Origin of the sequence: Actinoplanes sp. NBRC 103695, from assembly GCF_030269485.1 — a bacterium.
In the GTDB taxonomy this organism is placed as follows: Bacteria; Actinomycetota; Actinomycetes; order Mycobacteriales; family Micromonosporaceae; genus Actinoplanes.
The window spans coordinates 59,198-79,681 of record NZ_BSTL01000025.1; the positions used below are offsets into that span (position 1 = coordinate 59,198).

Sequence of the window (20,484 nt, forward strand, 5' to 3'; positions counted from 1 at the left end):
GATGGCGCCCCAAGACGGTGCCCGCGGGGTTGAGCAGGTGCAGCGCGCCGAACAGCACGCTCGACGCGGCCAGCGCCACGATGGTGCCCGCCCACTCCTCGACGATCCGGAACAGCACGCCGCGGAACAGCAGCTCCTCGCAGGTGGCGACGCCGATCATCATGCCGAACGTGGCGATCATGTCGCCGACGGAGCCCCAGCCCGCGCGGTAGCCGTTGCAGATCGTGATGAGCAGCATGGTGAGGGTGAACAGCCCGGCGCCGACGCCGAGGCCGCGGGTCACCTGCGGTCGCAGGGCGGTCAGCGCGATCTCCGGGGTGGCTCGCTGTTCAACCCAACCCACGATCTTGGCGTACGCGACCAGCGCGGCGGCCGCGGTCGCCACGCCGGCCAGCAACCCGGTGATCGGATTGTTGACGGCCACCGAGTTCAGGGCGGCGAACGCCAGCATGACGACGGTGAAGACGACGATCAGGAACAGCAGCCGGAGCCCGATCGGTCGCAGCCAGCGCGGCGGGGTTCGCTTGTCTTCCATGACTCTCCCTCATCTCGTTGATCGACAAGGAAGACGCTAGGGAAGTCCGGGCCATCGATCGTCACCATCGGGTGGACACTTCCTTGTCCCCCACGAGAGCGACAGGCAGCTACCGGCCCCCGCGCAGCACGGGCAGGAGGACCGCGTCGACGAACGCCTCGCGCTCCTCCGGGCCGGGCGGCTGCCCGTTCAGCAGTGTGCGGGCGAACACGTGCTCGAAGGCCAGCCGGACCACCGCCGGGCCGAGAGCCGGATCGGCCGGTTCGCCCCGGGCCGCGGCCTGGGCGCACAGCGTCGCACCGTCGGCGTCGCAGCGGTCATAGATCTGCCCACGCACCAGGTCGCGCAACTCAGGGTCGTCTCGGACCGCATCGGCGAGGTTGAGCAGGTTGCCTCCGCCGGACATCGACCGGACGATGCCGTCCACGGTGGCGACCAGGTCGGAGCGCAGGCTGCCGGTGTCGGCTGCGATCGGCGCCGGGCCCTCGGACTGCCGGCGTAACGCGTCGGCGATCAGCACGGCCTTGCTGGGCCACTTGCGGTACATCGTCATCTTCGACGCACTCGCGCGGGCCGCGATGGCATCCGTGGTAACCCGGCCGTACCCGAGCTCGCTCACCAGTTCCAGCGCCGCGGTGAGGATCGCGTCCTCGCGTTCCCGGCTACGCCGGCCGGCCGCTCTCTCGGCCACGCGCACACCTCCCTCTGCGTCGGCTCCCGTTCATCGCAGGCCGGCGAAGGTTGCGCGGACGTCGGCGACGAAGCCGCCGGGTTGTTCCAGGGCGGTGAAGTGTCCCCCGGCGTCGAGCTCGTTGAAGTGGACGATATGGGTGTAGCGGCGTTCGAGCCACCGGCGCGACTTCCGCACGTGCTCTTTCGGGGACATGGTGAACCCGGTCGCGAGCGTGGTGGGCGCGTCGACGGTGGCCGGGGCGGACCAGCCGGACTGGGCCATCTCCCAGTACAGGCGGGCGGCCGAGGCCCCGGAGTTGGGCAGCCAGTACAGCATGATGTCGTCGAGCATTTCGTCGAGCGTGAAACTCGCCTCGGCGTCGCCGGGGGTGCCGCAGGTGTCCTGGAACATGGCGTAGATCCAGGCGGCCTGCGCCACGGGCGAGTCGGTCAGGGCGTACCCGATGGTCTGGGGCCTGGTCGACTGTTGTTTGGCGTAGCCCGACAGGTTGTCCCAGAAGTACTTCGCGCTGGCCAGCATCGCTCGTTCGTCGTCGGTGGCCTCCGCGATCTCGTCCGGGGTGGGTCCGAACATCGCGAAGTTCAGGTGCATCCCGATCAGGCCGGCGGGTGCGCGGCGGGCGATCTCGTCGGTGACCGCGCAGCCCAGGTCGCCGCCCTGAGCCCCCCAGCGGTGGTAGCCGAGGCGGTCCATCAGGGCGATCCAGGCGTCGGCGATCCGTCCGGGGCCCCAGCCGGTCTCGGCCGGCTTCGCGGAGAAGCCGAAGCCGGGCAACGTAGGCAGGACCAGGTGGAAGGCGTCGCGCGGGTTGCCACCGTGCGCGGCCGGGTCGGTCAGCGGGCCGATCACCTTGCGGAACTCCAGCACCGAGCCGGGCCAGCCATGCGTCATGACCAGCGGCAGGGCGTCGGCCTCGGGTGACCGTACGTGCAGGAAGTCGATGTCGAGGCCGTCGATCTCCGTACGGAACTGGCCCAAGCTGTTGAGTTCCGCCTCGCAGGCTCGCCAGTCGTAGTGGTCGCGCCAGTAGGACACCAGCGCCCGCAGCTTGTCCGGCGTGGGGCCCTGGCTGGTGTCGGTCACGGTGCCCCCCGCCGGCCAGCGCACGGCGGCGAGGCGACGCCGCAGGTCTGCCAGGTCCTCGTCCGGGACGGCAAGAGTGAACTGTTCCATGAACTGTACGGTACAGTACACTTCACGGACGGTGCAAGAATGAGGTCGTGCGGATCACCACTCTCGGGTCCCTGGCGGTGGACGGCCGCCCGGTGCGAGGCGACCGGCTCGCCGCGGTGATCCGTGAGCTCGTCGAAGCCCGGGGCCGCGCGGTCTCCACCGGTGCCCTGGTCGACGCGGTCTGGCAGGGCGCACCGCCCGAGGACGCCGTCGGTGCGGTGCAGGCGCTGGTCGGTCGCGTGCGACGGCTCGGTGTGCCGGTGCTCGCCGCTCCAGGCGGTTATCGGATCCCGGCCGACCAGGTGGAGATCGACGCCGTCGCGGCCCGGGCGCTGATCGACCGCGGGCGGCGGGCCTTGGCGGAGGGTGATGTTGCCGGAGCGCGCGGGTGTGCCGACCAGGCGCGAGAGCTGTTCCCGGAGGTCCCGGAGCTAACCGATACGAGCCAGACGCGGCTGTTCGGCGACGCCGTGGGCCTCGGGACGGACGCCGCTCTGGCCGGCGGCGGCCCGTTCGACGATGCGGATCTGCGGCGGCTGGCCACTCGGGTGCCGCCCGACGAGCCGGCCGCCGCGCTGCTCGTGCGTGTCCTGGCGGCCCAGGGCCGCGATGCCGAGGCGCTCGAGCTGGTGGAACGGGTGCGGGCCGAGCTCGCCGACCGGTACGGTACCGACCCGTCGCCGGTGCTCGCCGAGGCACATCTGGCCCTTCTCCGCGGCCGGCTCGTGCGTCCGAGCGGGATCGGTGATCTGCCCGCCGCATGGCGCCGGGCCGCGACCCCGTTGGTCGGCCGCGACTCGGACCTCGCCGCCGTCGGCAAGGCGCTGCTGACGGCGCCGGTGGTGACCGTCGTAGCGGCCGGCGGGGCCGGCAAGACCCGGCTGGCCGCCGAGATCGCCCGCTCGGTCAGCGGCTCCCGGCCGGTGCGGGTCGTCGAGCTGGCCGGCCTGCGCTCACCGGCCGAGGTGCTGCCGGCCGTGCTCGCCGTCCTGGGCGGCGCGGGCACCGACAACCCGGTCCCGGACCATCGCGTCCCCAACCCCGAACACCGCGTCCCCAACCCCGAGCAGCCCGTCCCCAACCCCGCGGCACGAGTTCTCGGCGCATCGGAACGGTTGAAGGCCATCGGTTCCGAGTTCGACGGGCTGCTCGTTCTGGACAACTGCGAGCACGTCCTCGACGCCGCCGCGACCGTCGTGGCCGACCTGCTGGCCGTGGCGTCGCCCGAGGTCAGTGTGCTCGCCACCAGCCGCGCGCCGCTGGGCCTGCTCGGCGAGGTCGTCCACCGGCTGCCCGCCCTGGCCGACGACGAGGCTCTCGATCTGCTCGATGCCCGCGTCCGGGCCGGCGGGACGGCACCCGCCTGGACGCGGGACCAGGCGTTGGCCCTCAGCCACCGGCTGGACAACCTGCCGCTCGCTCTGGAGCTGGCCGCCGCCCGGCTGCGGCACATGCCGATCGGCGATGTGCTGGCCGGGCTCGGCGACCGGTTCGCGCTGCTCGACGACGCGCTCCGTGGGATGCCCGAGCGGCACTCCGGCCTGTGGGCGATGGTCGACTGGAGCCGCGAGCTGCTCGAACCGGCCGAGCAGGACCTGCTGCGCCGGCTGGCGGTCATCCCGGCCCCGTTCACGACCGAGCCGGCGGTGGCCGTGGCCGGCGGCGCCGACGTAGGCGTCGTCCGTCCCGGCCGTGAGTCGCATCGCGTACGCCGGAGCCTGTCCATCCTGGTCGAGCAGTCCCTGCTGCGGCTGGACGAGAACCGCTACCGGATGCTGGAGACGGTCCGCGAGTACGGCGAGGCCGGACTCGACGCGTCCGGCGAGCGCGCGACCGCCATGGCGGGCCTGGTCCGGTGGGCCCGCGAACGAGCGGTGGCGCTGGCCGCCGACTTCATCGGCCCGGCCCAGGTCAAGGCGTTGGAAGGCTGCGCGGGCGACCAGGACAACCTGCTCGCCGCCCTGCGCTGGACCCTCGACCACGACGACGAACCGGCCGCGGTCGACATCGCCGTCGCCCTCTTCCAGCTGTGGACCGTGCGTGGCCGGCATTACGAGGCCGGCGCCTGGGCACGAATCCTGCTGCGCCTCGACGATCCCGCCGCACGGCCCCGATCGGCGATCCTGCACGGCCGAACGAGCGGCCGTACCCTGCCGCACGCCGACCGGCTCGCCTGGCTGTGCGTACTCATCGCAGTGAATGCCGGGAGCACCGCCTCCTCGCGCCTGATCGCCCTGGCCCGCCGCGCCCTGCGGACCTTGTTCGCGGAGCGTCCCGGCGACGTCTCGTCGCGGGTCACCGCGCTGGCCGGCGCACTGTCCGGGTTGGAGCACCCGGACCCCGACACGAGCCTGGCCGACGCCGCGACCCTGATCGCCAACCCCGACCCGTACGTCCAGGGGATGGGCCATTTCTTCCGGGCCGTCCTCACCGAGAACACCACCACCCGGCACGACGCGGAGCTCGCCTACCGCCGGTTCCAGACCGCCGGCGACCACTGGGGAATGGCGATGGCCGCACACGCCGCCGGGCACGCGGCCGGCACCGACACCTGGTTGCGCCGCAGCGAGCAGCACCTGGAGCTGGTCGGCGCGGCCCAGGACGCCCGGTCGACCAGGGTGCTGCTCGACACGCAGCTGGCCCTCGCCGGCGACGCCGAGGCTGAGCGCCGGCTGCTGGAGACCGCCCGCGCGGACGACGGCGCCGAGACGGACGCTTGCCAGGCCGATCTCGCCCTGGCCCAGCTGGCCCTGCGACGCGGACGGCATGACGAGGCTCTCGCCCACACCGGCGCGCTGCTGCGGACGATCGGAGTCGACGACGGACCGGCGCAGCAGCGGGCCGTGTTCCGGATCGCGGCCGCCGTCGTCGACCTGTGGATCGCCGAGGCCCGCGCGGCAACCGAGACGACCGCCGCCGACACCTTGCGGCAGTCCCGTACCGAGGTGCTGACCGCCCACGACCGCCCGCTGCTCGGGGCGTGGGCGATGGCCGGTGCCGAGCTGGCCGCGTTCCGTGGCGAGACGGCGACCGCCCGCGAGTTGTGGGCCTTGGGTACGCGGGTCGGCGCGAACGTCAGCCGGTTCTTCCCGCAGGGACGCGGCGTCCGGCTCGCGACCGTCCTGGGTGACCGGGACAGCTTGCTCGCCGAAGCCGGCAAACTGACCGGCGTCGTCGTGTACGGCCGCATCACCACGCTGATGGACGACCTGCTCGCCTAAGACCCGCCGGTGAGCACGTCGACCAGCTTCTGGGCGGCGTCGTCACTCAGCAGGACCTGGTTGAGAACCGCCTCATCGGCGGCGGCAGCGGCGCTGCGCGGGAACATCGCCTGCTCGTACTCGGCGAGCGCGGCCTCGAGGTCGCCCGGATGCGCGGCGATGGCCGTACCGAGCTCGGCGCCGTCCTGCATCGCCAGGTTGGCGCCTTCGCCGTCCGGGGGCTGCACGTGAGCGGCGTCGCCGAGCAGGGTCACCCCCGCCACCCGGTCCCACCGGTGCCCGGGCGGCAGGGCGAACTGCGGGCGGTGGACCGGGTCGGTGTCGCTCGCGGTGACCAGCGCGGTCAGCTCCGGCGCCCAGCCGTCGACCTCCCGCGCGATCTGGGCGGTCGCGGCGACGGGATCGGCGAAGTCGATGCCGGCGAACCACTCCAGCGGCTTCGACAGGACCAGGTAGGCGCGCAGGTTCCCGTCACTCTCACGGTGGGCCAGAAACCACTTCCCGCTCTCCTCCGGGTCGAACACGAACAGCGACCCGGCACCGACCGCCTTCGCGGTGGCGGGGTGACGGTTGACGCCGTCGACCAGAAACGTCTCGACCGCCGAGCGGCCGCTGTACGCGGGGGTGGCACCGGACAGCAGCGGCCGCACCCGCGACCACGCGCCGTCCGCGCCGACCAGCAGGTCCGTGACGGCCGTGGAACCGTCGGCGAAGGTCACCTCGTGGCCGCCTCCGCCGACCGCGCGCACGTCGCTGACCCGGTGGTCCCATCGCACGGTGCCGGCCGGGAGCGAGTCGAGCAGCATCTGCCGCAAGACGCCGCGCTGGACCTCGGGACTTCCGCCCGAGCCCTCGTCCTGCCGGTCGAACAGGACGGCGCCGTCCCGGTCGAGGACCCGGATCGACTCGCGGCCCGGCAGGACGATGCCGCGGAACTCGTCCATCAGGCCCGCCGCTTCGAGGGCGAGCTGCCCGTTGTAGTCGTGGATGTCGAGCATCCCGCCCTGAGCGCGGGCCGTCGGTGAGGCATCCGCCTCGTAGACCGTGGCCGGGATGCCGTGAACGTGCAGGACGCGGGCCAGGGTGGGGCCGCCGAGGCCGGCGCCGATGATGGTGACTGTCATGCCTGTAGAGGCTGCGCGGCCCCGCCGACACGACAGCGACACGACGCCGACATGGACCTACCAATCGAACGCGCGCGTCGCGTGGTGGGTCAGATCGACGAGCGTCTCGGCTGCCGGCAGTGAGGCATAGCGGCGGCGAGGGCGTGCTCGTCCCGGAGCAGCTGAACCGCCCGCGCGGCATCGGCGCCTGGCTCGCCACCAACGGCGAAGCCGTCTACGGCACGCGGCCCTGGCGGCAAGCCGCTCGACGGGCAGTTGTCGCCGGTCATCCGGGGGGCCGGACCGTAACCTCCCGGACCGTAACCTCAGGGCCGCTGGGCACCCAACGCCTCGACGTAGACGCTGTACAGCGAGCGGCTCGCCGTGATGAAGAGGCGGTTCTTCTTGACGCCGCCGAAGCAGAGGTTCGCGCAGGTCTCCGGCAGGTGGATCCGGCCGATCAGGGTGCCGCCCGGGCTGTAGCAGTGCACCCCGTCGAAGCCCGGACCGCCGTCGCCCGCCGACGCCCACACGTTGCCGCCGGTGTCCACCCGGATGCCGTCCGGTCCACCGGGACTCATCTCGACGAAGACCCGCCCGTCGACCGGCCGGCCGGCGCGCATCTCGAAGACCTTGATGTGGCCGACGTCGACCACGTAGAGCAGCGACTCGTCCGGCGAGAAACAGATGCCGTTGGGCCGTTCCATGCCCGTGATCACGGGTTCGCCGACGCCGGTGACCGGGTCGATCCGGTAGACGTGCCGCGGGATCTCCTCCTCGGCCTTGTCGCCCTCGTAGTGGGAGGCGATGCCCCAGCCCGGATCGGTGAACCACACCGAGCCGTCGGAGTGGGTGGTCACATCGTTGGGCGCGTTCAGCCGCCTGCCCTGATAGGAGTCCATCAAAACCGAGACAAAACCATCATTTTCCGTACGCGTGACGCGCCGCCCCAGGTGCTCGCAGGTGACCAGCCTGCCCTGCCGATCGCGGGTGTTGCCGTTGCTGTTGCCCGACGGCCGGCGGAACTCGTCCACCTGCCCGGTCGACTCGGTCCAGCGCAACATCCGGTCGTTGGGGATGTCGGAGAAGAGCAGGTAGCGCCCGTCGCCGAACCACACCGGGCCCTCCAGCCAGCGGCCGCCGGTCCACAGCCGCTCGACCACCTCGTGGCCCACGACCAGCGGCCCGAACCGCTCGTCGACGATCTCGATCGCCGGGTCCGGGAAACGGACGATCGTCCGGTCGGTCTCCCACGCGCGGCCGTGCTCCATGGCCGTCACCCCCGCCCCACGAACGGCATCGTCGTCGCCATCACGGTCATCGTGAGGACGTTCGCGTCCAGTGGCAGCCCGGCCATGTACCGCACCGCGCGCCCGGCCTCGGTCACGTCCATCACCGCTTCGGGGCGCACCTCGCCGTACGGCTGCAGCGCCCCGCCGGCCGCCCCGCCACCTATCGCGGTGGCCGCGTTGCCGATGTCGATCTGCCCGCAGGCGATGTTCCACTCCCGGCCGTCCAGCGCGGTCTGCTTGGTCAGCCCGGTGACCGCGTGTTTCGTCGCCGTGTACGCGATCGACTGCGGCCGTGGCGTGTGCGCCGCGATCGAGCCGTTGTTGATGATCCGCCCGCCGCGCGGCTGCTGGTGCCGCATCACCCGGAAGGCCTCCCGCGTGCAGAGGAAGACGCCGGTCAGGTTCACGGCGACGACCTGCTGCCAGGCGTCGAGCGGGTGCTCGTCGATCGGGACCGCCGGCGCGGCCATGCCCGCGTTGTTGAAGAGCAGGTCGACCCGGCCGTGCCGCTCGACCGTGTGGTCGAAGAGGTGGCGCACGCTCGCCTCGTCGGTCACGTCGGCCGGCACGGCCTCCACCCCGGGGTTCTGCGCGGCGACTGCCTCGAGCGCCTCGCGGCGCCGCCCGGCGATGACCACCCGCCAGCCGGCACCGGCGAGCTCATGTGCCACCGCCGCTCCGATGCCGCTACCACCACCGGTGATCACCGCGATCCGCATCGGCTCAGCCTAGGTCGTGCTTCAAAACCCGGCCAGGCGCGAGTTTTGAAACACGACCTAGTAGCGCCGGTGCCTGCTCCGGGATATGCGAAAGGGCGCCCGCTCGAAGCGGACGCCCTTTTCAGCAGTGCCGAGCTATGGGTCAGAACCATACTTTTCTGCCACCGACGGGGCGGCCGACGGCACCGAGGATCCAGAGCACAGCTCCGATGACCAGGAGAATGATGCCGATCGTGTAGAGGATGGACACCTTCAGGAAGATGCCCAGCAGCAAGAGGATTAGTCCCAGAATCAGCATGACTGTGTGCTCCGTTTCGTAGGCGGGCATCTCCCGCTGAACCTCATGTACCCAGCACATCGAAATACCAATCAACATCGAAATATCAATCGCGACGAGCCTGCGAAGGGTCTCTAGGCTGGGGTGATGAAGGTTCTGTCCATCCAGTCGGCGGTCGCGCACGGTCATGTCGGGAACTCCGCGGCCGTGTTCCCGCTGCAGCGCATCGGTGTCGAGGTCGTACCGGTCCCGACCGTGAACTTCTCCAACCACACGGGCTACGGCGCCTGGCGGGGGCCGCTCATCCCGCCGCCGGACGTCGCGGAGATCCTGCTCGGCGTGGAGGAGCGCGGCGTGTTCCCGCAGGTCGACGCCGTTTTGTCCGGATATCAGGGTGGGGTCGGCATCGGCGACGTCATCGTCGACGCCGTCCGCCGGGTGAAGGCCGCGAACCCCTCGGCGGTCTACGCGTGCGACCCGGTCATGGGCAACGCCAAGTCCGGGTGCTTCGTCGCACCGGAGATCCCTGAGCTGCTGCGCGACCGGGTCGTACCGGTGGCCGACATCATCACCCCGAACCAGTTCGAGCTGGGGTTCCTGACCGGCACCGAGCCGGCGAGCATCGAGTCGACCCTCGCCTCGGCCGACCTCGCCCGCGCCATGGGCCCCTCGACCGTGCTGGTCACGAGCGTGGAGCGGCCCGATCGGGCGGACGGCGTGATCGAGATGCTGGTCGTGGACGACACCGGCGCCTGGCTGGTGAACACGCCGTACCTGCCGTTCAAGGCGAACGGGTCGGGTGACGTCACGGCGGCCCTGTTCACCGCCCACTACGTCGAGACCGGGGATGCGGCGCTGTCGCTGGAGCGCACCGCCTCCAGCGTCTTCGATCTGCTGGAGACCACCTTCCGGTCCGGCGAGCGCGAACTCCAGCTGATCCAGGCCCAGGAGTTCTACGCCGCGCCGCGCATGCAGTTCCGCGCCGAGAAGGTGCGCTGAGCGGCCGGACTCCAGGGGCCGCTCAGGACTCCACGGGCCGCTCAGGACTCCATCCGGGCGCGCAGCTCGGCCGGGCGCGACCCTCAGCTCGGCGAGCTCGAAGCCTCGTCGACAGCACCCAGCGTGCCGGCGAGCTCGGCGCTGCCGTCCTCCCCGGTGGGCGTCGACAGGCTCGTGGCGGCGTACGCCCGCGATGGGCGAGCGGTCCAGCTCAGGTCGCCTCAGGGTGGAGCAGGTTGTCGGCGGGGGCGATGATCAGCTCGGTGTCGGAGTGCGGCGGGGCCGGGCTGTGCCAGTCGGCGAGCAGGATGGTGGCGTCGTCCTGCAACCGGTCGTCCTGGTACTTCAGGATCGCGTGCACCAGCCGGCGGGCGGACTCCGGTGCGGGCAACTGGTCGGCGGCGGACTTGACGGCGAAGTCGGTCAGCCGCTCGATGCCGAAGAACTCGCCCTCCGCCGAGCGGGCCTCGGTGATGCCGTCGGTGTAGAGCAGGATCCGGTCGCCGGGTTCGAGAGCTTCCTCTACCATCACCGGCGGTCGCTTGTCACCGAGGGTGACCGGCAGGGCGGTCGGGGTGGGCAGGACCTTCGCCACCCGGCCCTGGCGGATGACGATCCCGCTGGGATGCCCGGCGGAGATCACCTGGAGTACGCCGGTGCGCTGGTTGATCTCGGCCAGGACCGCGGTGATCATGCCGAACCGATCGTGCGCGCGGACGGCGTCGTCGATGTGGTGGTAGCTGTCGATGAGGGTGAGGCCGGCACGGCGGGCGTTGCGGTACGAGGCGAGGGCGAGTGAGGCGAGCATGACCGCGCGCATCCCGCCGGCGGAACCGTGCCCGGCGGCGTCGAACAGCGCCAGATGCGCGGTGTCGCCGTTGACGGCGTAGTCGAAGGCGTCACCGCCGACGTCGTAGCAGGGCTCCAGGACGCCGCTGATCGCCAGGTGCCCGGTGGAGAACGACAGCGGCGGCAGTTGCGCGCGCAGCATCTCCGCGGCCAGCCGCATGGGTTCCCGGCGGCGGACCCGTTCGATCGTGTCGCTGTAGAAGCTGCGCGTGATCACCAGCTCAGCGAGCAGGCTCGAGACCAGGACGCACTCGTCGACCGCCTGCTCGTCCAGCGGTTCGGGCGAGACGATTTCGAGTACGCCCATCCGTTCGCTGCCGTTCAGCAGAGGCAGCCACAACCGCGCCCCGTCGCCGTCCCCGTCGCCGGCACAAGGTCTGACCAGCGAGTACGCCCGGCCGGCGAGGGTGCCGTCGACGGCGGTCGCCGCGCGGTGCGGGGCCGAGCCGCCGAGCAGTGGCAGCAGCACGCGCTGCTGGTGGTCCACCAGGTAGAGGATCACGGCGGTGGCGTCCAGGGACCGGGCGGCACGCATAGCCATCTCCGGCAGGTCCTCGGGCCGGGCGTGGTGCGATTGGCGCAGCAGTTGCCGCAGCGCTTCCATGGTGTTCACACCGGTCCCCCTCGAGTCCGCCCAGTCGAGGATGCCTTGCCTGAGCCGCTCTGACGCATCACTGGGTAAACATCACAACCCGCTTCACCGGAGGAAGGAACGCAGCGCCGCCGTCAGGTCGTCCGGGTTCTCCTCGGCGACGTGGTGCCCGGACTCGATCGGATGGCCGCGCAGGTCGTCGGCCCACGGGCCCCAGATGGCGAGCGGGTCGCCGTACAGGTCTTCCATGTCGTCGAGGCTCGACCACAGATACAGCGTCGGGCAGCGTACGGTCCGGCCGGCCCGCCTGTCGGCCTCCTCGTGCTCCCGGTCGACGCCAAGCCCCGCGCGATAGTCCTCCAGCATCGCCCGGACCGTGGCCGGATCGTGGATGGCCTGCCGGAACTCGTCGTAGTTCTCCGTACCCATGGTGTCGGCCTTGGCCTTGCCGCCGTACCAGGCGTCGGGGTCGGCCGTGATGGCCCGCTCCGGCTTGTCCGGCTGGGCGAAGAAGAACCAGTGGTACCAGTCGTGCGCGAACTTCGCGTCGCACCGGGCAAGGGCTTCACTGATGGGTACGCCGTCGATGACGACCAGCCGGCTGACCGTGTCCGGATGGTCCAGTGCCATGCGCAGAGCCACGTAGCAGCCGCGGTCGTGCCCGACGGCGGCGAACCTCTCGTGACCGAGCACGTTCATCAGCCGGACCAGGTCGGCCGCCACCACACGTTTCGACTGCTGGGAGTGGTCAGCGAGGATCGACGCCTTACCGGACCGGCCGTAGCCGCGCATGTCGGGACAGACGACGGTAAACCCGTGATCCAGCAGCTGCGGGGCGACCCGATGCCACGTCGATCCGGTGCGCGGATGCCCGTGGATGAGCAGCACCGGCGGCCCCTCCCCGGCATATCGCACCCGGAGGGCCACGTCTCCCACGTCGATCCGCGTATCGGTGAAGTCGTCGAACATGGGCGATCAGTTCCCCGTCCGGCCGAAGGTTTCACCTCTCCAGAGGCAGGAGGCCGGAACGGTAGGCCCAGACGACCGTCTGCACGCGGTCGCGCGTGCCCGCCTTGGTCATCGCGCGGCTCAGGTGGCTCTTCACGGTGCTGACCTCGACCATCAGCTCGGCCGCGATCTCCGCGTTGGACAGGCCGTGGGCCAGCAGCCGGACGATCTCCGCCTCGCGCGCGGTCAGCACGTCCGGTCCGGTTGCCTGCGGCGTGGCGGCCCGGCGGCGCCGGGCGAACTCGACGATCACGCGCCGGGTGACCGCGTGATCGACCATTCCCTGGCCCGCGGCGAGCCGGCGGATCGCGGCGAGCAGGGTGTCCACGTCAGTGTCCTTGAGAAGGAAGCCGCTCGCGCCGGCCTCGAGCGCGCCGAACACGTACTCGTCCAGCTCGTAGGTGGTCAGCACCAGCACCGCGGGCGGCGGGTCGAGGGTGCCGACGATGTCGCGGGTCGCGGTCAGGCCGTCGCCGCCTGGCATGCGGACGTCCATGCAGACCACGTCGGGCCGGAGCAGGCGGGCCATCCGGACGGCCTCGGGACCGTCGGTGGCCTCGCCGACCACCGTGATGTCGCCGGCCAGCTCGATCAGCGAACGGAAGCCGGCACGCAACATCGGCTGGTCGTCCGCGAGCAGCACGGTGATCATGCGTCGTCCCCGGCGTGCGGGACGGTGAGCCGGACGCGCCAGCCGCCGTCGCCGGCCGGTCCGGCGTCCAGCTCGGCGCCGATCAGCGAGGCGCGCTCCCGCATGCCGATCAGACCGAAGCCACGGCCCTCGCCCACGCGGTCGCCGTGGACGGGCGGGCCGGCCGCCGGCCCGTTGTGGATCTCCATCGTGGTCTCCGACTCTCGATAGGCGAGCGCGATCGTCACCGGGCCGCCGGGCGCGTGGTCGCGAGCGTTGGTCAGCGCCTCCTGCGCCACCCGGTAGAGCGCCAGCTCCACGGCCGGGTCCTGGACGCCGGGCGAGCCGTCGACGGTGAGCACGGCCTCGCCGCCGGACACCAGCCGGTCGATCATCGCAAGACCGCTGCCGTCCGGCAGGTGCGGGTCGGCGCCGTCGCCGTCCCGCAGCGCGCCGACGATCAGCCGCAGGTTGTGCAGCGTGTTCCTGCCCTCCTCGCGGACCGCGGCCGCGTGGCTCCGGGCCGCCTCGGGGTCGCGGTCCAGCAGCCGTTCGACGAGCGTGGCCCGCACGATCAGCGAGGTGAGGTGGTGCGCGGCGACGTCATGCAACTCGCGGGCGGTCCGGGCGCGCTCCGCGGTCAGCACCGCCGCGGTCCGGGCCCGGTGCGCCTCCTCGTCCGCGACGGCACGCGCCACGACCACCTCGGCGTAGCGGCGCCGCATGGTCAGATGCGCGCCGAGCAGGGCCGCGCCGACGTAGAGCAGCAGCGACAGCGCGAGGTGCAGCGCGATCTGGACCAGTTCGAGCGCCGGGTTCCGGAGCGGGGCGAGGCTGAGCACGGCGTACCCGCCGATCTCCACGACGGCGACGATCACCGCGAGGGTGATGGCGGTACGCGCGGTCAGGAGCGAGCCGCAGGTGTAGACCGCGATGGCGAGCCCGACGCCGCGCAGGCCGGTGCCGTGCGGGGCGGCGGCGGAGATCGCGGTCTGGGCCACCAGCATCAGCGTCACGCACCACACCGGGCTGACCCGGCGCAGGCAGACCAGCAGCGTCTGTGCCGCCATCAGCACCAGCACGACCGTGCCGGGCGCGCCGTCCCGGTCGGTCAGCCAGAGCAGCATCGCGGTGAACGGAACGGCGGCCACGGCCAGCGCGCCGTCCTGGATCAGCTTCGTCCGCATCGCCGTCGCTCCTCGTCAGCTTCCTTCGCCGGTCAGCGGTGCCCGGCCAGCCAGGCGGTGATGTCACGCAGCACCGCCGGATCCGGGTTGCCGCGCACCGGCTGGTACTCCGGCGTGACGTTCATCAAGTGGCTGACGCCGGGGTAGGTGATCAGTGTGTGGTCCCGGTTGCCGGCCGTGGCAAGCGCGGCGTCGGCGACGATCGCGCCACGGACCGGGGTCTGGGTGTCGGTCTGGCCGTTCACGAGCAGCACCGGGCCGTCGTACCGCGGAAGCTCCTGGGCCGGGGTCTTGAATCGGCCGAAATCGGTGATGTACTTGGCGAAGCTCTCCGGCAGACCCGGCAGGTTCGGGAACTGATCGAAGCCGATGGCCGCGCGGACGACCGGCTCGACCTCGGTGTCGATGGCCAGTCGGCCGTCGCCGTCCGCGTCGGTCGCGGGATCGGTCAGCATGGCACGGAACTGCCCCGCCACGTCCTCCGGAAGACCGATCAGGCCGCCGGACACCTCGGTCGCGCTGAGCAGGCCGTCGCCGTCGCCGTCGAACTCCTCGTGCAGCTGACCCAGCGTGCGACCCACGGCCTGGTAGTAGATCACCTCGCGAGGGGTGCCGTGGACCACACCCATCGCGACGACACCGGCCGGCTTCGCGATGCCGTACAAGCGCGGGTCCGCGACCAGGTTGCCGACGACCTGGGTGCCCTCGCTGTGGCCGAGCAGGAAGACCCTCGCCGGGTCGACACGTTTCGACCTCCCGGCGAACCGGACGGCGGCGGCCGCGTCTCGTACCGTCTGCTCGTAGGGTTTGTCGGGGTCGAGGAACTTGGGGTTGTCGCTCAGCACAGGGCCGACGCCGACCACGCCGCGCTTGTTGAAACGCAGGACGGCGAAGCCGCTCCCGCTCACCGACCGGGCGACCGATCTGAACGTGGCCACGCCCGGGGCGAGCGTCTGATCCATGTCGTTGTGACCGCTGCCGTGCAGCAGCACCACCACCGGCAGCCGGCCCCTCGCACCCTTCGGATAGGTGAGCTCGCCCTTCGCGGACCACCCACCGTCCATCGTGATCGTCACGGACTCGCGGACGATCCCGGCCCAGTCGCCACCCGGCTTCTCCGCCGCCTGTGCGCGGGCCAGCGGCGCCGGCCCCACGGCGAGTACGGCGGCGGCCAGCACGGCGACCTTCTTCAACTTCATGACGTTCTCCCTGGTCGGTGTCGTTTTGACACCCCAGAGCGTGCCGCTCGGGCAGGGCCGGGCACATCCGGCGGAGGCGGGAAGTCCGGCTTGCTACCTCCGACGGAGGCCTATGGACGAGCGGACTACGCGAAGGTTCGTGCGGACCACGACGCTGAGAATGAACAGGCCGCACACGGCCTGCTCGACGCGCAGCCAGACCGGGAACGCACCCGGCCAGGCGACGACGGCCACGATCGCGACCAGCACCACCATCGAGATGACGCGAAGCCGGCGGAACGAGTCGCGGTGGCCGGCAGCCGCGCGGCGGGCGAACAGCAGGAGCACCGCGGCGCTGGCCGCGACCAGTGGCGTGCGGATCCAGACGGCCGTGGTGACGAGCGCGGGGTTGTGGCGCATCACCACCGTGGCGACGACGGTGGCCACGCTGATCACCAGAAAGGCGGACAGCAGCTTGACGACGGTGTGCAGGTGATCGTTCTTCATGCCGCCCAGCCTGCGTGCCGGATCCGGGGCGAATCATCGGCGTGCGGATCGAAGTTCCGTCTCCACCCGGGGGTGCAGACGCGTCTACAACCGTGGACCGATGCCGCCGCCACGAGATCGCTCTAGGTTCTAGGGGTGCAGACCGAGGAGCCCGCGACGACACGTCTCCGGGTCGTGCGCTGGATGCAACTGCTGACACCGCTGATGCTGGCGTGGTTCGTGTGGGCCGCGGTCACCGCCGAGCCAGGGTTCGGGTTGACGGGCAAGCCGCTGATCGTCGTGCTGGCCACCGCCACGTTCGTGGTCGGGGTGTTCGGCCGCAACGCGACCGCCACCACGCCGATCCGGCCGGCGCACGAGATCTTCGTCGGGGCGATGCTGGTCGGCTCGGTGACGCTGGTGGCGGTGCAGCCGAGCGGTCCGGGCTCGGTGGCGGTGCTGGTCGCCGTCCTGTGCGCCGCGACCGGGCTACTACCCGTCCGCGTGGCCGTCCCGGTGTTGATCGCGGCGTTCGTCGTGCTCGAAATGGTCGCTTCCATCACCGGGCAGGACTTCGGCTTCCTGGCCGTGATCGCCGGGTTCGCCGTCCTGTTCGGCTCGCTCTACCTGGCGTTCCGGCTGGCCGAGGCGCAGCGTGAGACCAGGCGGCTGCTCGCCGAGCTGGAGGCCGGCCAGGCGAGACTCGCCGAGGCGGCCGGGCTGGCCGAACGGCAGCGGCTGGCCCGGGAGATGCATGACGTGCTCGCCCACTCACTGTCCGGGCTGTCGCTGCAGCTGGAGGGCGCTCGCATGCTGGTCGCCGAGGACCCGTCCGACCCACGCCTGCCGGCCGCCGTGGACCGCGCCCACCACCTCGCCCGGACCGGTCTGGAGGAGGCTCGGCGGGCGATCGGCATGCTGCGCGACGACGACCTGCCCGGCCCCGACAGGCTGGCCGAACTCGCCGAGCGGTTCGCCGGCGACCAGGCTGTGCCGTGCGACTTCACGGTGTCCGGAGAGCCGCACCCGCTGGGGTCGGAGGCACGGCTGGCCCTCTACCGGGTGGCGCAGGAGGCGCTGACCAACGTGACCAAGCACGCGTCACCGACGCGCGTCACGCTGCTCCTTGCGTACGAAGTGACGGCCACCCGCCTGATCGTGGAGGACTTCGCCGACCGGGCGCCCGCGATCCCCGAGGAGACGGACGGTTACGGGCTGACCGGCATGCGCGAACGGGCCGAGCTGCTCGGCGGCACCCTCAGTGCCGGCGCGACCGGGCACGGGTTCCGGGTCGAGCTGGCGGTGCCGGCATGATCCGGGTGCTCATCGCCGACGACCAGCGGGTTGTCCGCGAGGGGCTGAGCATGGTGCTTTCCCTGACGAAGGGCGTCGAGGTGGTCGGCGTGGCAGCGGACGGCGCCGAGGCGGTCACGCTGGCCCGAGCCGTACGGCCGGATGTGGTTCTCATGGACCTGCGCATGCCGCGGTGCGACGGGGTGGAGGCCACCCGGCGCCTGCGCACCGAGGCGCCCGAGGTCAAGGTGGTGGTGCTGACCACGTACTCGGACGACCGATCGGTGCTGGAGGCGTTCCGGGCCGGCGCCCGCGGCTACCTGACCAAGGACGCCGGCGGCGAGCAGATCCACGAGGCGCTGCGGCAGGTCCTGGACGACCACGCCGTCATCGACCCGGCCGTGCAGCGCCACCTGATCGACGCCATCGCCGCGGGCGAGCCGCCTTCGCGTCCGGGGTTCCCCGACGGCCTCACTCCGCGGGAGGCCGAGGTGCTGTCCCTGATGGCCGGCGGCCTGTCCAACCCCGAGATCGCCTCTCGCCTGACGGTCAGCGAGGCGACGGTCAAGAGCCACGTCAATCACCTGTACGCGAAGATCGGCGCCCGCGACCGCGCACAGGCCGTCGCCTACGCCTTCCGTCACGACCTGGGCGACTCCTGATTCACCGTGTCGCTGGCGACTGATTCACCGCGTCGCTGTTTCATCGTGTCGCTGGCCATTGATTCACCGTGTCGCTGGCGACGTCGATGCGGTCGGCGTACTCGACCGCCCAGGTCTCGGGCGAGGGTTCGCCCATGATCGCTCGGACGCAGTCCTGGCCGCAGCCGATGTAGGTGCTGAGGTGGTCGATGTCGGTGGCGACGCACCAGGCGCGGCCGGCCACCACAGGCTGGGGCTCTGCTCGAACGGCGGCCTGTTCCCCTCTTGCTCACCGGGCCGCTGTCTCCAGGTGCGGGCCGCGGTCATCGACACGGTCGAGGCGTCGGCGACCGGCCCGCGCAGCAGCAGCATGGTGCGCTTCGGCATGACGATGGTGGCCGCGCCGCCAGTCGGTACAGCGAGCGCCCCGAACCCATTCCGCACCGCGTAGTGACATTCCTCGGACGTGGTGAAACGCCGCAATACGTCGACGAGACGGGTTGCAGGCCGCCGAGGCCGTCTCGTTCCACAGCGATCACTCTGCCTGACTCACCCCCGGCCGGTGGTTACCGTGACAGGGTGCGGCCTGTCGCTCTGACCTATGCGGAAGTCGGTGCCACGCGTGCCGGCCCCCTTCCCGCGGGCTACGGCCACGTTGTCCGCGAAGCCGGCCTGGGAAACGGGCCGGACGTCTTCGAGCGCGCGGCGGCGGCCCTGTTCGATTGGCGGATGCATCGCCGGGCCGGACTCACCGTCGTCAGCGCGCACGGGCCGGCGGCTCCCGGCGTCGTCGTGGTCCTGGGAGCCGGCTGGGGCCCGTTGCGGCTGACCATCCCGTGCCGTGTCGTCTACACCGTCGATGAGCCCGCTCGCCGCGGGTTCGCCTACGGAACCTTGCCCGGCCATCCGGAGCGTGGCGAGGAGGCGTTCACCGTCGCGCTGACCGAGAACGGTGAGGTGCGCTTCCGGATTCGGGCGTTCAGCCGCCCAGCGTCGCTGGTCGCGCGGGCGGGCGGCCCGTTCACCCGCAAGGTTCAAGAGTATGTGACAGACCGGTACCTGCGCGCGATGCGGCATCTCGCCGGCGCATGAGTTCCCGGCCACGGACACCATCTGCCGCCGCGACCGATCATGACCTTCACGGTGGAGACTCTCCCGGGCGGCTGGGCCCCAGCAGGCGTTGGAGGAGCCTGGGCTCGCCCGGCCAGGCGGCCAGCAGGACGTCGCGGGGGACCTGCCGGCCGGCGTAGCGCAGAGCGAGCGCGACCACGACGATGTCGTCGAGGGGGCCGATCACCGGGATGAACTCCGGGATCAGGTCGATCGGGCTGGCCACCCACAGCCCGGCGACGACGATGGCGATCTTCGCGCGGCGGGGAACCCGGGGGTCCTTGCGGAGCCTGCGCACGGTGGTCAGGCAGTCGGGAATGAACGCGGCGAGGTCGCGCAGGATGCCGGGCGGCAGCCGCCGGGCGAGGACGAGCAGGAGCAGCCAGCTCGCGGCGACGCAGCCGACCGCCACTGCCAGACCGATGAGCCAGTCGCGCATCCGTTACGCCGAACCGCTGCAGCAGCCGTCCTCGCAGGCTGCTGAGGTGGCGGATGCCGGGGCGCAGCAGGCGTCGCCGCGCCAGGCGTCGCGGCCCTCCTTGACCGCGACCGCCGCGATCACCAGCGCCGCGACGGGATCGGCCCAGCTCCAGCCGAAGTGGCTGTTCAGCAGCAGCCCGGCCAGCAGGACCGCGGACAGGTAGGTGCACAGCAACGTCTGCTTGGAGTCCGCGACGGCGGTGCGGGAGCCGAGCTCGCGCCCTGCGCGGCGCTGGGCGTGGGACAGGCCGGGCATGACGACCAGCGAGACGACGGCGAGCACGACGCCGACGCTCGAGTGCCCGGCCTCGCCCTGACCCAGCAGTGCCCGGATCGAGTCGAATCCGACGTACGCGGCAAGGGCGAAGAAGGAGACCGCGATGATTCGCAGCGCGGTCCTCTCCCGAGCCTCGGGGTCGCGTCCGGCGAACTGCCAGGCGACCGCGGCGGCGGAAGCCACCTCGATGATCGAGTCGAGGCCGAAGCCGATCAACGCGGTCGAGGAGGCGGCGCGCCCGGCGGTGATCGCGACGACGGCCTCGACGACGTTGTAGGTGATGGTCGCGGCGACCAGCAGCCGGATCCGCCGGGCGAGGGCCGCGCGGCGGGCAGCGGTCGGCCCGGCCGCCGGCGATGGGAGCAGCGGCAGGCTCATCAGCAGCAATCCTCGGCGTCGGCGTCGGCGCACGCGGCCGGGTCGACCGCCAGGACGAGCCCGAGCAGGTCACCGAGGGCGTGCCGCAGCCGCGGGTCGGCGAGTTCGTAGCGGGTACGCCGCCCCTCGGGCACTGCGACGACTAGGCCGCAGCCGCGGAGGCAGGCGAGGTGGTTGGAGAGGTTCTGCCGGCTGACACCCAGCAGGTCGGCGAGCTCGGCGGGGTAGCCGGGCGACTCGCGCAGAGCCAGCAGGAGCCGGGACCGCGTCGGGTCGGACAGGGCATGGCCGAAGCGGGCGAGTACCTGCCCGTGCGTCACCGTCTCCATGACCGCGATAGTACATAATCCCGTGTACTAAC

21 protein-coding genes and 1 pseudogene are annotated in these 20,484 nt (G+C 71.6%); 5 read left to right on the forward strand and 17 right to left on the reverse strand.

The annotated features are described in order from the left end of the window. Positions 1 to 85 precede the first annotated feature (85 nt). From QSK31_RS48935 to QSK31_RS35880, 3 genes and pseudogenes are all read right to left on the reverse strand, one after another. Positions 86 to 535 (reverse strand): annotated as a pseudogene (locus QSK31_RS48935) (CPBP family intramembrane glutamate endopeptidase); the annotation flags it as partial. A gap of 109 nt (positions 536 to 644) precedes the next feature. Then, entirely contained in the window at positions 645 to 1,226 is a 582-nt protein-coding gene (locus QSK31_RS35875; protein ID WP_285689135.1) for a TetR/AcrR family transcriptional regulator, read from the reverse strand. A 30-nt stretch (positions 1,227 to 1,256) separates the two neighbouring features. After that, positions 1,257 to 2,402, reverse strand: coding sequence for an epoxide hydrolase family protein (locus QSK31_RS35880; protein WP_285689136.1), 1,146 nt, complete (start codon positions 2,400 to 2,402; stop codon positions 1,257 to 1,259). 47 nt (positions 2,403 to 2,449) lie between these two features. On the opposite strand from QSK31_RS35880, the gene QSK31_RS35885 reads away from it, so the two are divergent. Continuing rightward, positions 2,450 to 5,623 carry an ATP-binding protein gene (locus QSK31_RS35885; RefSeq protein ID WP_285689137.1) on the forward strand — a complete coding sequence of 1,058 codons (3,174 nt, stop codon included), beginning with the start codon at positions 2,450 to 2,452 and terminating at the stop codon, positions 5,621 to 5,623. Here the strand turns inward: QSK31_RS35885 and QSK31_RS35890 are convergent. From QSK31_RS35890 to QSK31_RS35905, 4 genes are all read right to left on the reverse strand, one after another. Then, positions 5,620 to 6,747, reverse strand: a complete 1,128-nt coding sequence (locus QSK31_RS35890; RefSeq protein ID WP_285689138.1) for an FAD-dependent oxidoreductase — start codon at positions 6,745 to 6,747, stop codon at positions 5,620 to 5,622. The genes QSK31_RS35885 and QSK31_RS35890 overlap by 4 nt on opposite strands. Positions 6,748 to 7,052: 305 nt before the next feature. Beyond that, positions 7,053 to 7,997, reverse strand: coding sequence for an SMP-30/gluconolactonase/LRE family protein (locus QSK31_RS35895; RefSeq protein ID WP_285689139.1), 945 nt, complete (start codon positions 7,995 to 7,997; stop codon positions 7,053 to 7,055). Between the two features lie 5 nt (positions 7,998 to 8,002). Further along, positions 8,003 to 8,737 carry an SDR family oxidoreductase gene (locus tag QSK31_RS35900; protein ID WP_285689140.1) on the reverse strand — a complete coding sequence of 245 codons (735 nt, stop codon included), beginning with the start codon at positions 8,735 to 8,737 and terminating at the stop codon, positions 8,003 to 8,005. Between the two features lie 142 nt (positions 8,738 to 8,879). Further along, the gene (locus QSK31_RS35905) at positions 8,880 to 9,203 is read right to left on the reverse strand and encodes a hypothetical protein (RefSeq protein WP_285689141.1); all 324 of its coding nucleotides are present in this window, start codon (positions 9,201 to 9,203) and stop codon (positions 8,880 to 8,882) included. Between QSK31_RS35905 and pdxY the strand changes: the two genes are divergently transcribed. Next, positions 9,162 to 10,013, forward strand: a complete 852-nt coding sequence (gene pdxY, locus QSK31_RS35910; protein ID WP_285689142.1) for a pyridoxal kinase PdxY — start codon at positions 9,162 to 9,164, stop codon at positions 10,011 to 10,013. The genes QSK31_RS35905 and pdxY overlap by 42 nt on opposite strands. 211 nt (positions 10,014 to 10,224) lie before the next feature. On the opposite strand, the gene QSK31_RS35915 is transcribed toward pdxY, so the two are convergent. The 6 genes from QSK31_RS35915 to QSK31_RS35940 all read right to left on the reverse strand — a co-directional run bounded on the left by QSK31_RS35915 (position 10,225) and on the right by QSK31_RS35940 (position 15,965). Further along, entirely contained in the window at positions 10,225 to 11,466 is a 1,242-nt protein-coding gene (locus tag QSK31_RS35915) for a PP2C family protein-serine/threonine phosphatase (protein ID WP_285689218.1), read from the reverse strand. Positions 11,467 to 11,559: 93 nt separating this feature from the next. Continuing rightward, the gene (locus QSK31_RS35920) at positions 11,560 to 12,423 is read right to left on the reverse strand and encodes an alpha/beta fold hydrolase (RefSeq protein WP_285689143.1); all 864 of its coding nucleotides are present in this window, start codon (positions 12,421 to 12,423) and stop codon (positions 11,560 to 11,562) included. Between the two features lie 31 nt (positions 12,424 to 12,454). Further along, the gene (locus QSK31_RS35925; protein ID WP_285689144.1) at positions 12,455 to 13,114 is read right to left on the reverse strand and encodes a response regulator; all 660 of its coding nucleotides are present in this window, start codon (positions 13,112 to 13,114) and stop codon (positions 12,455 to 12,457) included. Further along, positions 13,111 to 14,280 carry a sensor histidine kinase gene (locus QSK31_RS35930; protein ID WP_285689145.1) on the reverse strand — a complete coding sequence of 390 codons (1,170 nt, stop codon included), beginning with the start codon at positions 14,278 to 14,280 and terminating at the stop codon, positions 13,111 to 13,113. Before QSK31_RS35930 ends, QSK31_RS35925 begins: the two co-directional genes overlap by 4 nt. 32 nt (positions 14,281 to 14,312) lie before the next feature. Next, positions 14,313 to 15,479, reverse strand: a complete 1,167-nt coding sequence (locus QSK31_RS35935) for an alpha/beta hydrolase family protein (RefSeq protein ID WP_285689146.1) — start codon at positions 15,477 to 15,479, stop codon at positions 14,313 to 14,315. A gap of 93 nt (positions 15,480 to 15,572) precedes the next feature. After that, a complete protein-coding gene (locus QSK31_RS35940; protein ID WP_285689147.1) occupies positions 15,573 to 15,965 on the reverse strand; it encodes a hypothetical protein in 393 nt (130 codons plus the stop codon). A gap of 135 nt (positions 15,966 to 16,100) precedes the next feature. Here QSK31_RS35940 and QSK31_RS35945 point away from each other — a divergent pair, with 135 nt between their 5' ends. After that, the gene (locus tag QSK31_RS35945; RefSeq protein ID WP_285689148.1) at positions 16,101 to 17,258 is read left to right on the forward strand and encodes a sensor histidine kinase; all 1,158 of its coding nucleotides are present in this window, start codon (positions 16,101 to 16,103) and stop codon (positions 17,256 to 17,258) included. Then, a complete protein-coding gene (locus QSK31_RS35950) occupies positions 17,255 to 17,899 on the forward strand; it encodes a response regulator (RefSeq protein ID WP_285689149.1) in 645 nt (214 codons plus the stop codon). The genes QSK31_RS35945 and QSK31_RS35950 overlap by 4 nt, the downstream gene beginning before the upstream one ends. Before the next feature lie 40 nt (positions 17,900 to 17,939). Here QSK31_RS35950 and QSK31_RS35955 read toward each other — a convergent pair whose 3' ends face one another. Continuing rightward, positions 17,940 to 18,125, reverse strand: coding sequence for a hypothetical protein (locus tag QSK31_RS35955; protein ID WP_285689150.1), 186 nt, complete (start codon positions 18,123 to 18,125; stop codon positions 17,940 to 17,942). Positions 18,126 to 18,457: 332 nt separating this feature from the next. Here QSK31_RS35955 and QSK31_RS35960 point away from each other — a divergent pair, with 332 nt between their 5' ends. Next, the gene (locus tag QSK31_RS35960; RefSeq protein WP_285689151.1) at positions 18,458 to 18,970 is read left to right on the forward strand and encodes a DUF1990 domain-containing protein; all 513 of its coding nucleotides are present in this window, start codon (positions 18,458 to 18,460) and stop codon (positions 18,968 to 18,970) included. 46 nt (positions 18,971 to 19,016) lie between these two features. Here QSK31_RS35960 and QSK31_RS48940 read toward each other — a convergent pair whose 3' ends face one another. The 3 genes from QSK31_RS48940 to QSK31_RS35975 are packed head-to-tail and all read right to left on the reverse strand — an operon-like array spanning position 19,017 to position 20,452. Further along, positions 19,017 to 19,427, reverse strand: a complete 411-nt coding sequence (locus QSK31_RS48940; protein ID WP_352244531.1) for a YkvA family protein — start codon at positions 19,425 to 19,427, stop codon at positions 19,017 to 19,019. Positions 19,428 to 19,430: 3 nt separating this feature from the next. Then, a complete protein-coding gene (locus tag QSK31_RS35970; RefSeq protein WP_285689152.1) occupies positions 19,431 to 20,123 on the reverse strand; it encodes a cation efflux transmembrane domain-containing protein in 693 nt (230 codons plus the stop codon). Further along, positions 20,123 to 20,452 carry an ArsR/SmtB family transcription factor gene (locus QSK31_RS35975; RefSeq protein WP_285689153.1) on the reverse strand — a complete coding sequence of 110 codons (330 nt, stop codon included), beginning with the start codon at positions 20,450 to 20,452 and terminating at the stop codon, positions 20,123 to 20,125. The genes QSK31_RS35970 and QSK31_RS35975 overlap by 1 nt, the downstream gene beginning before the upstream one ends. Positions 20,453 to 20,484: the final 32 nt, after the last annotated feature.

What these genes read in the sequence shown, in the direction of transcription:
- QSK31_RS35940 (WP_285689147.1), bottom strand. Translation starts at nt 15,965, where the DNA reads ATGAAGAACGATCACCTGCACACCGTCGTCAAGCTGCTGTCCGCCTTT.
- QSK31_RS35915 (WP_285689218.1), bottom strand. Translation starts at nt 11,466, where the DNA reads ATGGAAGCGCTGCGGCAACTGCTGCGCCAATCGCACCACGCCCGGCCC.
- QSK31_RS35970 (WP_285689152.1), bottom strand. Translation starts at nt 20,123, where the DNA reads ATGAGCCTGCCGCTGCTCCCATCGCCGGCGGCCGGGCCGACCGCTGCC.
- QSK31_RS35950 (WP_285689149.1), top strand. Translation starts at nt 17,255, where the DNA reads ATGATCCGGGTGCTCATCGCCGACGACCAGCGGGTTGTCCGCGAGGGG.
- QSK31_RS35900 (WP_285689140.1), bottom strand. Translation starts at nt 8,737, where the DNA reads ATGCGGATCGCGGTGATCACCGGTGGTGGTAGCGGCATCGGAGCGGCG.
- QSK31_RS35905 (WP_285689141.1), bottom strand. Translation starts at nt 9,203, where the DNA reads ATGACCGTGCGCGACCGCCGACTGGATGGACAGAACCTTCATCACCCC.
- QSK31_RS35890 (WP_285689138.1), bottom strand. Translation starts at nt 6,747, where the DNA reads ATGACAGTCACCATCATCGGCGCCGGCCTCGGCGGCCCCACCCTGGCC.
- pdxY (WP_285689142.1), top strand. Translation starts at nt 9,162, where the DNA reads ATGAAGGTTCTGTCCATCCAGTCGGCGGTCGCGCACGGTCATGTCGGG.
- QSK31_RS35975 (WP_285689153.1), bottom strand. Translation starts at nt 20,452, where the DNA reads ATGGAGACGGTGACGCACGGGCAGGTACTCGCCCGCTTCGGCCATGCC.
- QSK31_RS35880 (WP_285689136.1), bottom strand. Translation starts at nt 2,402, where the DNA reads ATGGAACAGTTCACTCTTGCCGTCCCGGACGAGGACCTGGCAGACCTG.
- QSK31_RS35935 (WP_285689146.1), bottom strand. Translation starts at nt 15,479, where the DNA reads ATGAAGTTGAAGAAGGTCGCCGTGCTGGCCGCCGCCGTACTCGCCGTG.
- QSK31_RS35930 (WP_285689145.1), bottom strand. Translation starts at nt 14,280, where the DNA reads ATGCGGACGAAGCTGATCCAGGACGGCGCGCTGGCCGTGGCCGCCGTT.
- QSK31_RS35895 (WP_285689139.1), bottom strand. Translation starts at nt 7,997, where the DNA reads ATGGAGCACGGCCGCGCGTGGGAGACCGACCGGACGATCGTCCGTTTC.
- QSK31_RS35925 (WP_285689144.1), bottom strand. Translation starts at nt 13,114, where the DNA reads ATGATCACCGTGCTGCTCGCGGACGACCAGCCGATGTTGCGTGCCGGC.
- QSK31_RS48940 (WP_352244531.1), bottom strand. Translation starts at nt 19,427, where the DNA reads ATGCGCGACTGGCTCATCGGTCTGGCAGTGGCGGTCGGCTGCGTCGCC.
- QSK31_RS35920 (WP_285689143.1), bottom strand. Translation starts at nt 12,423, where the DNA reads ATGTTCGACGACTTCACCGATACGCGGATCGACGTGGGAGACGTGGCC.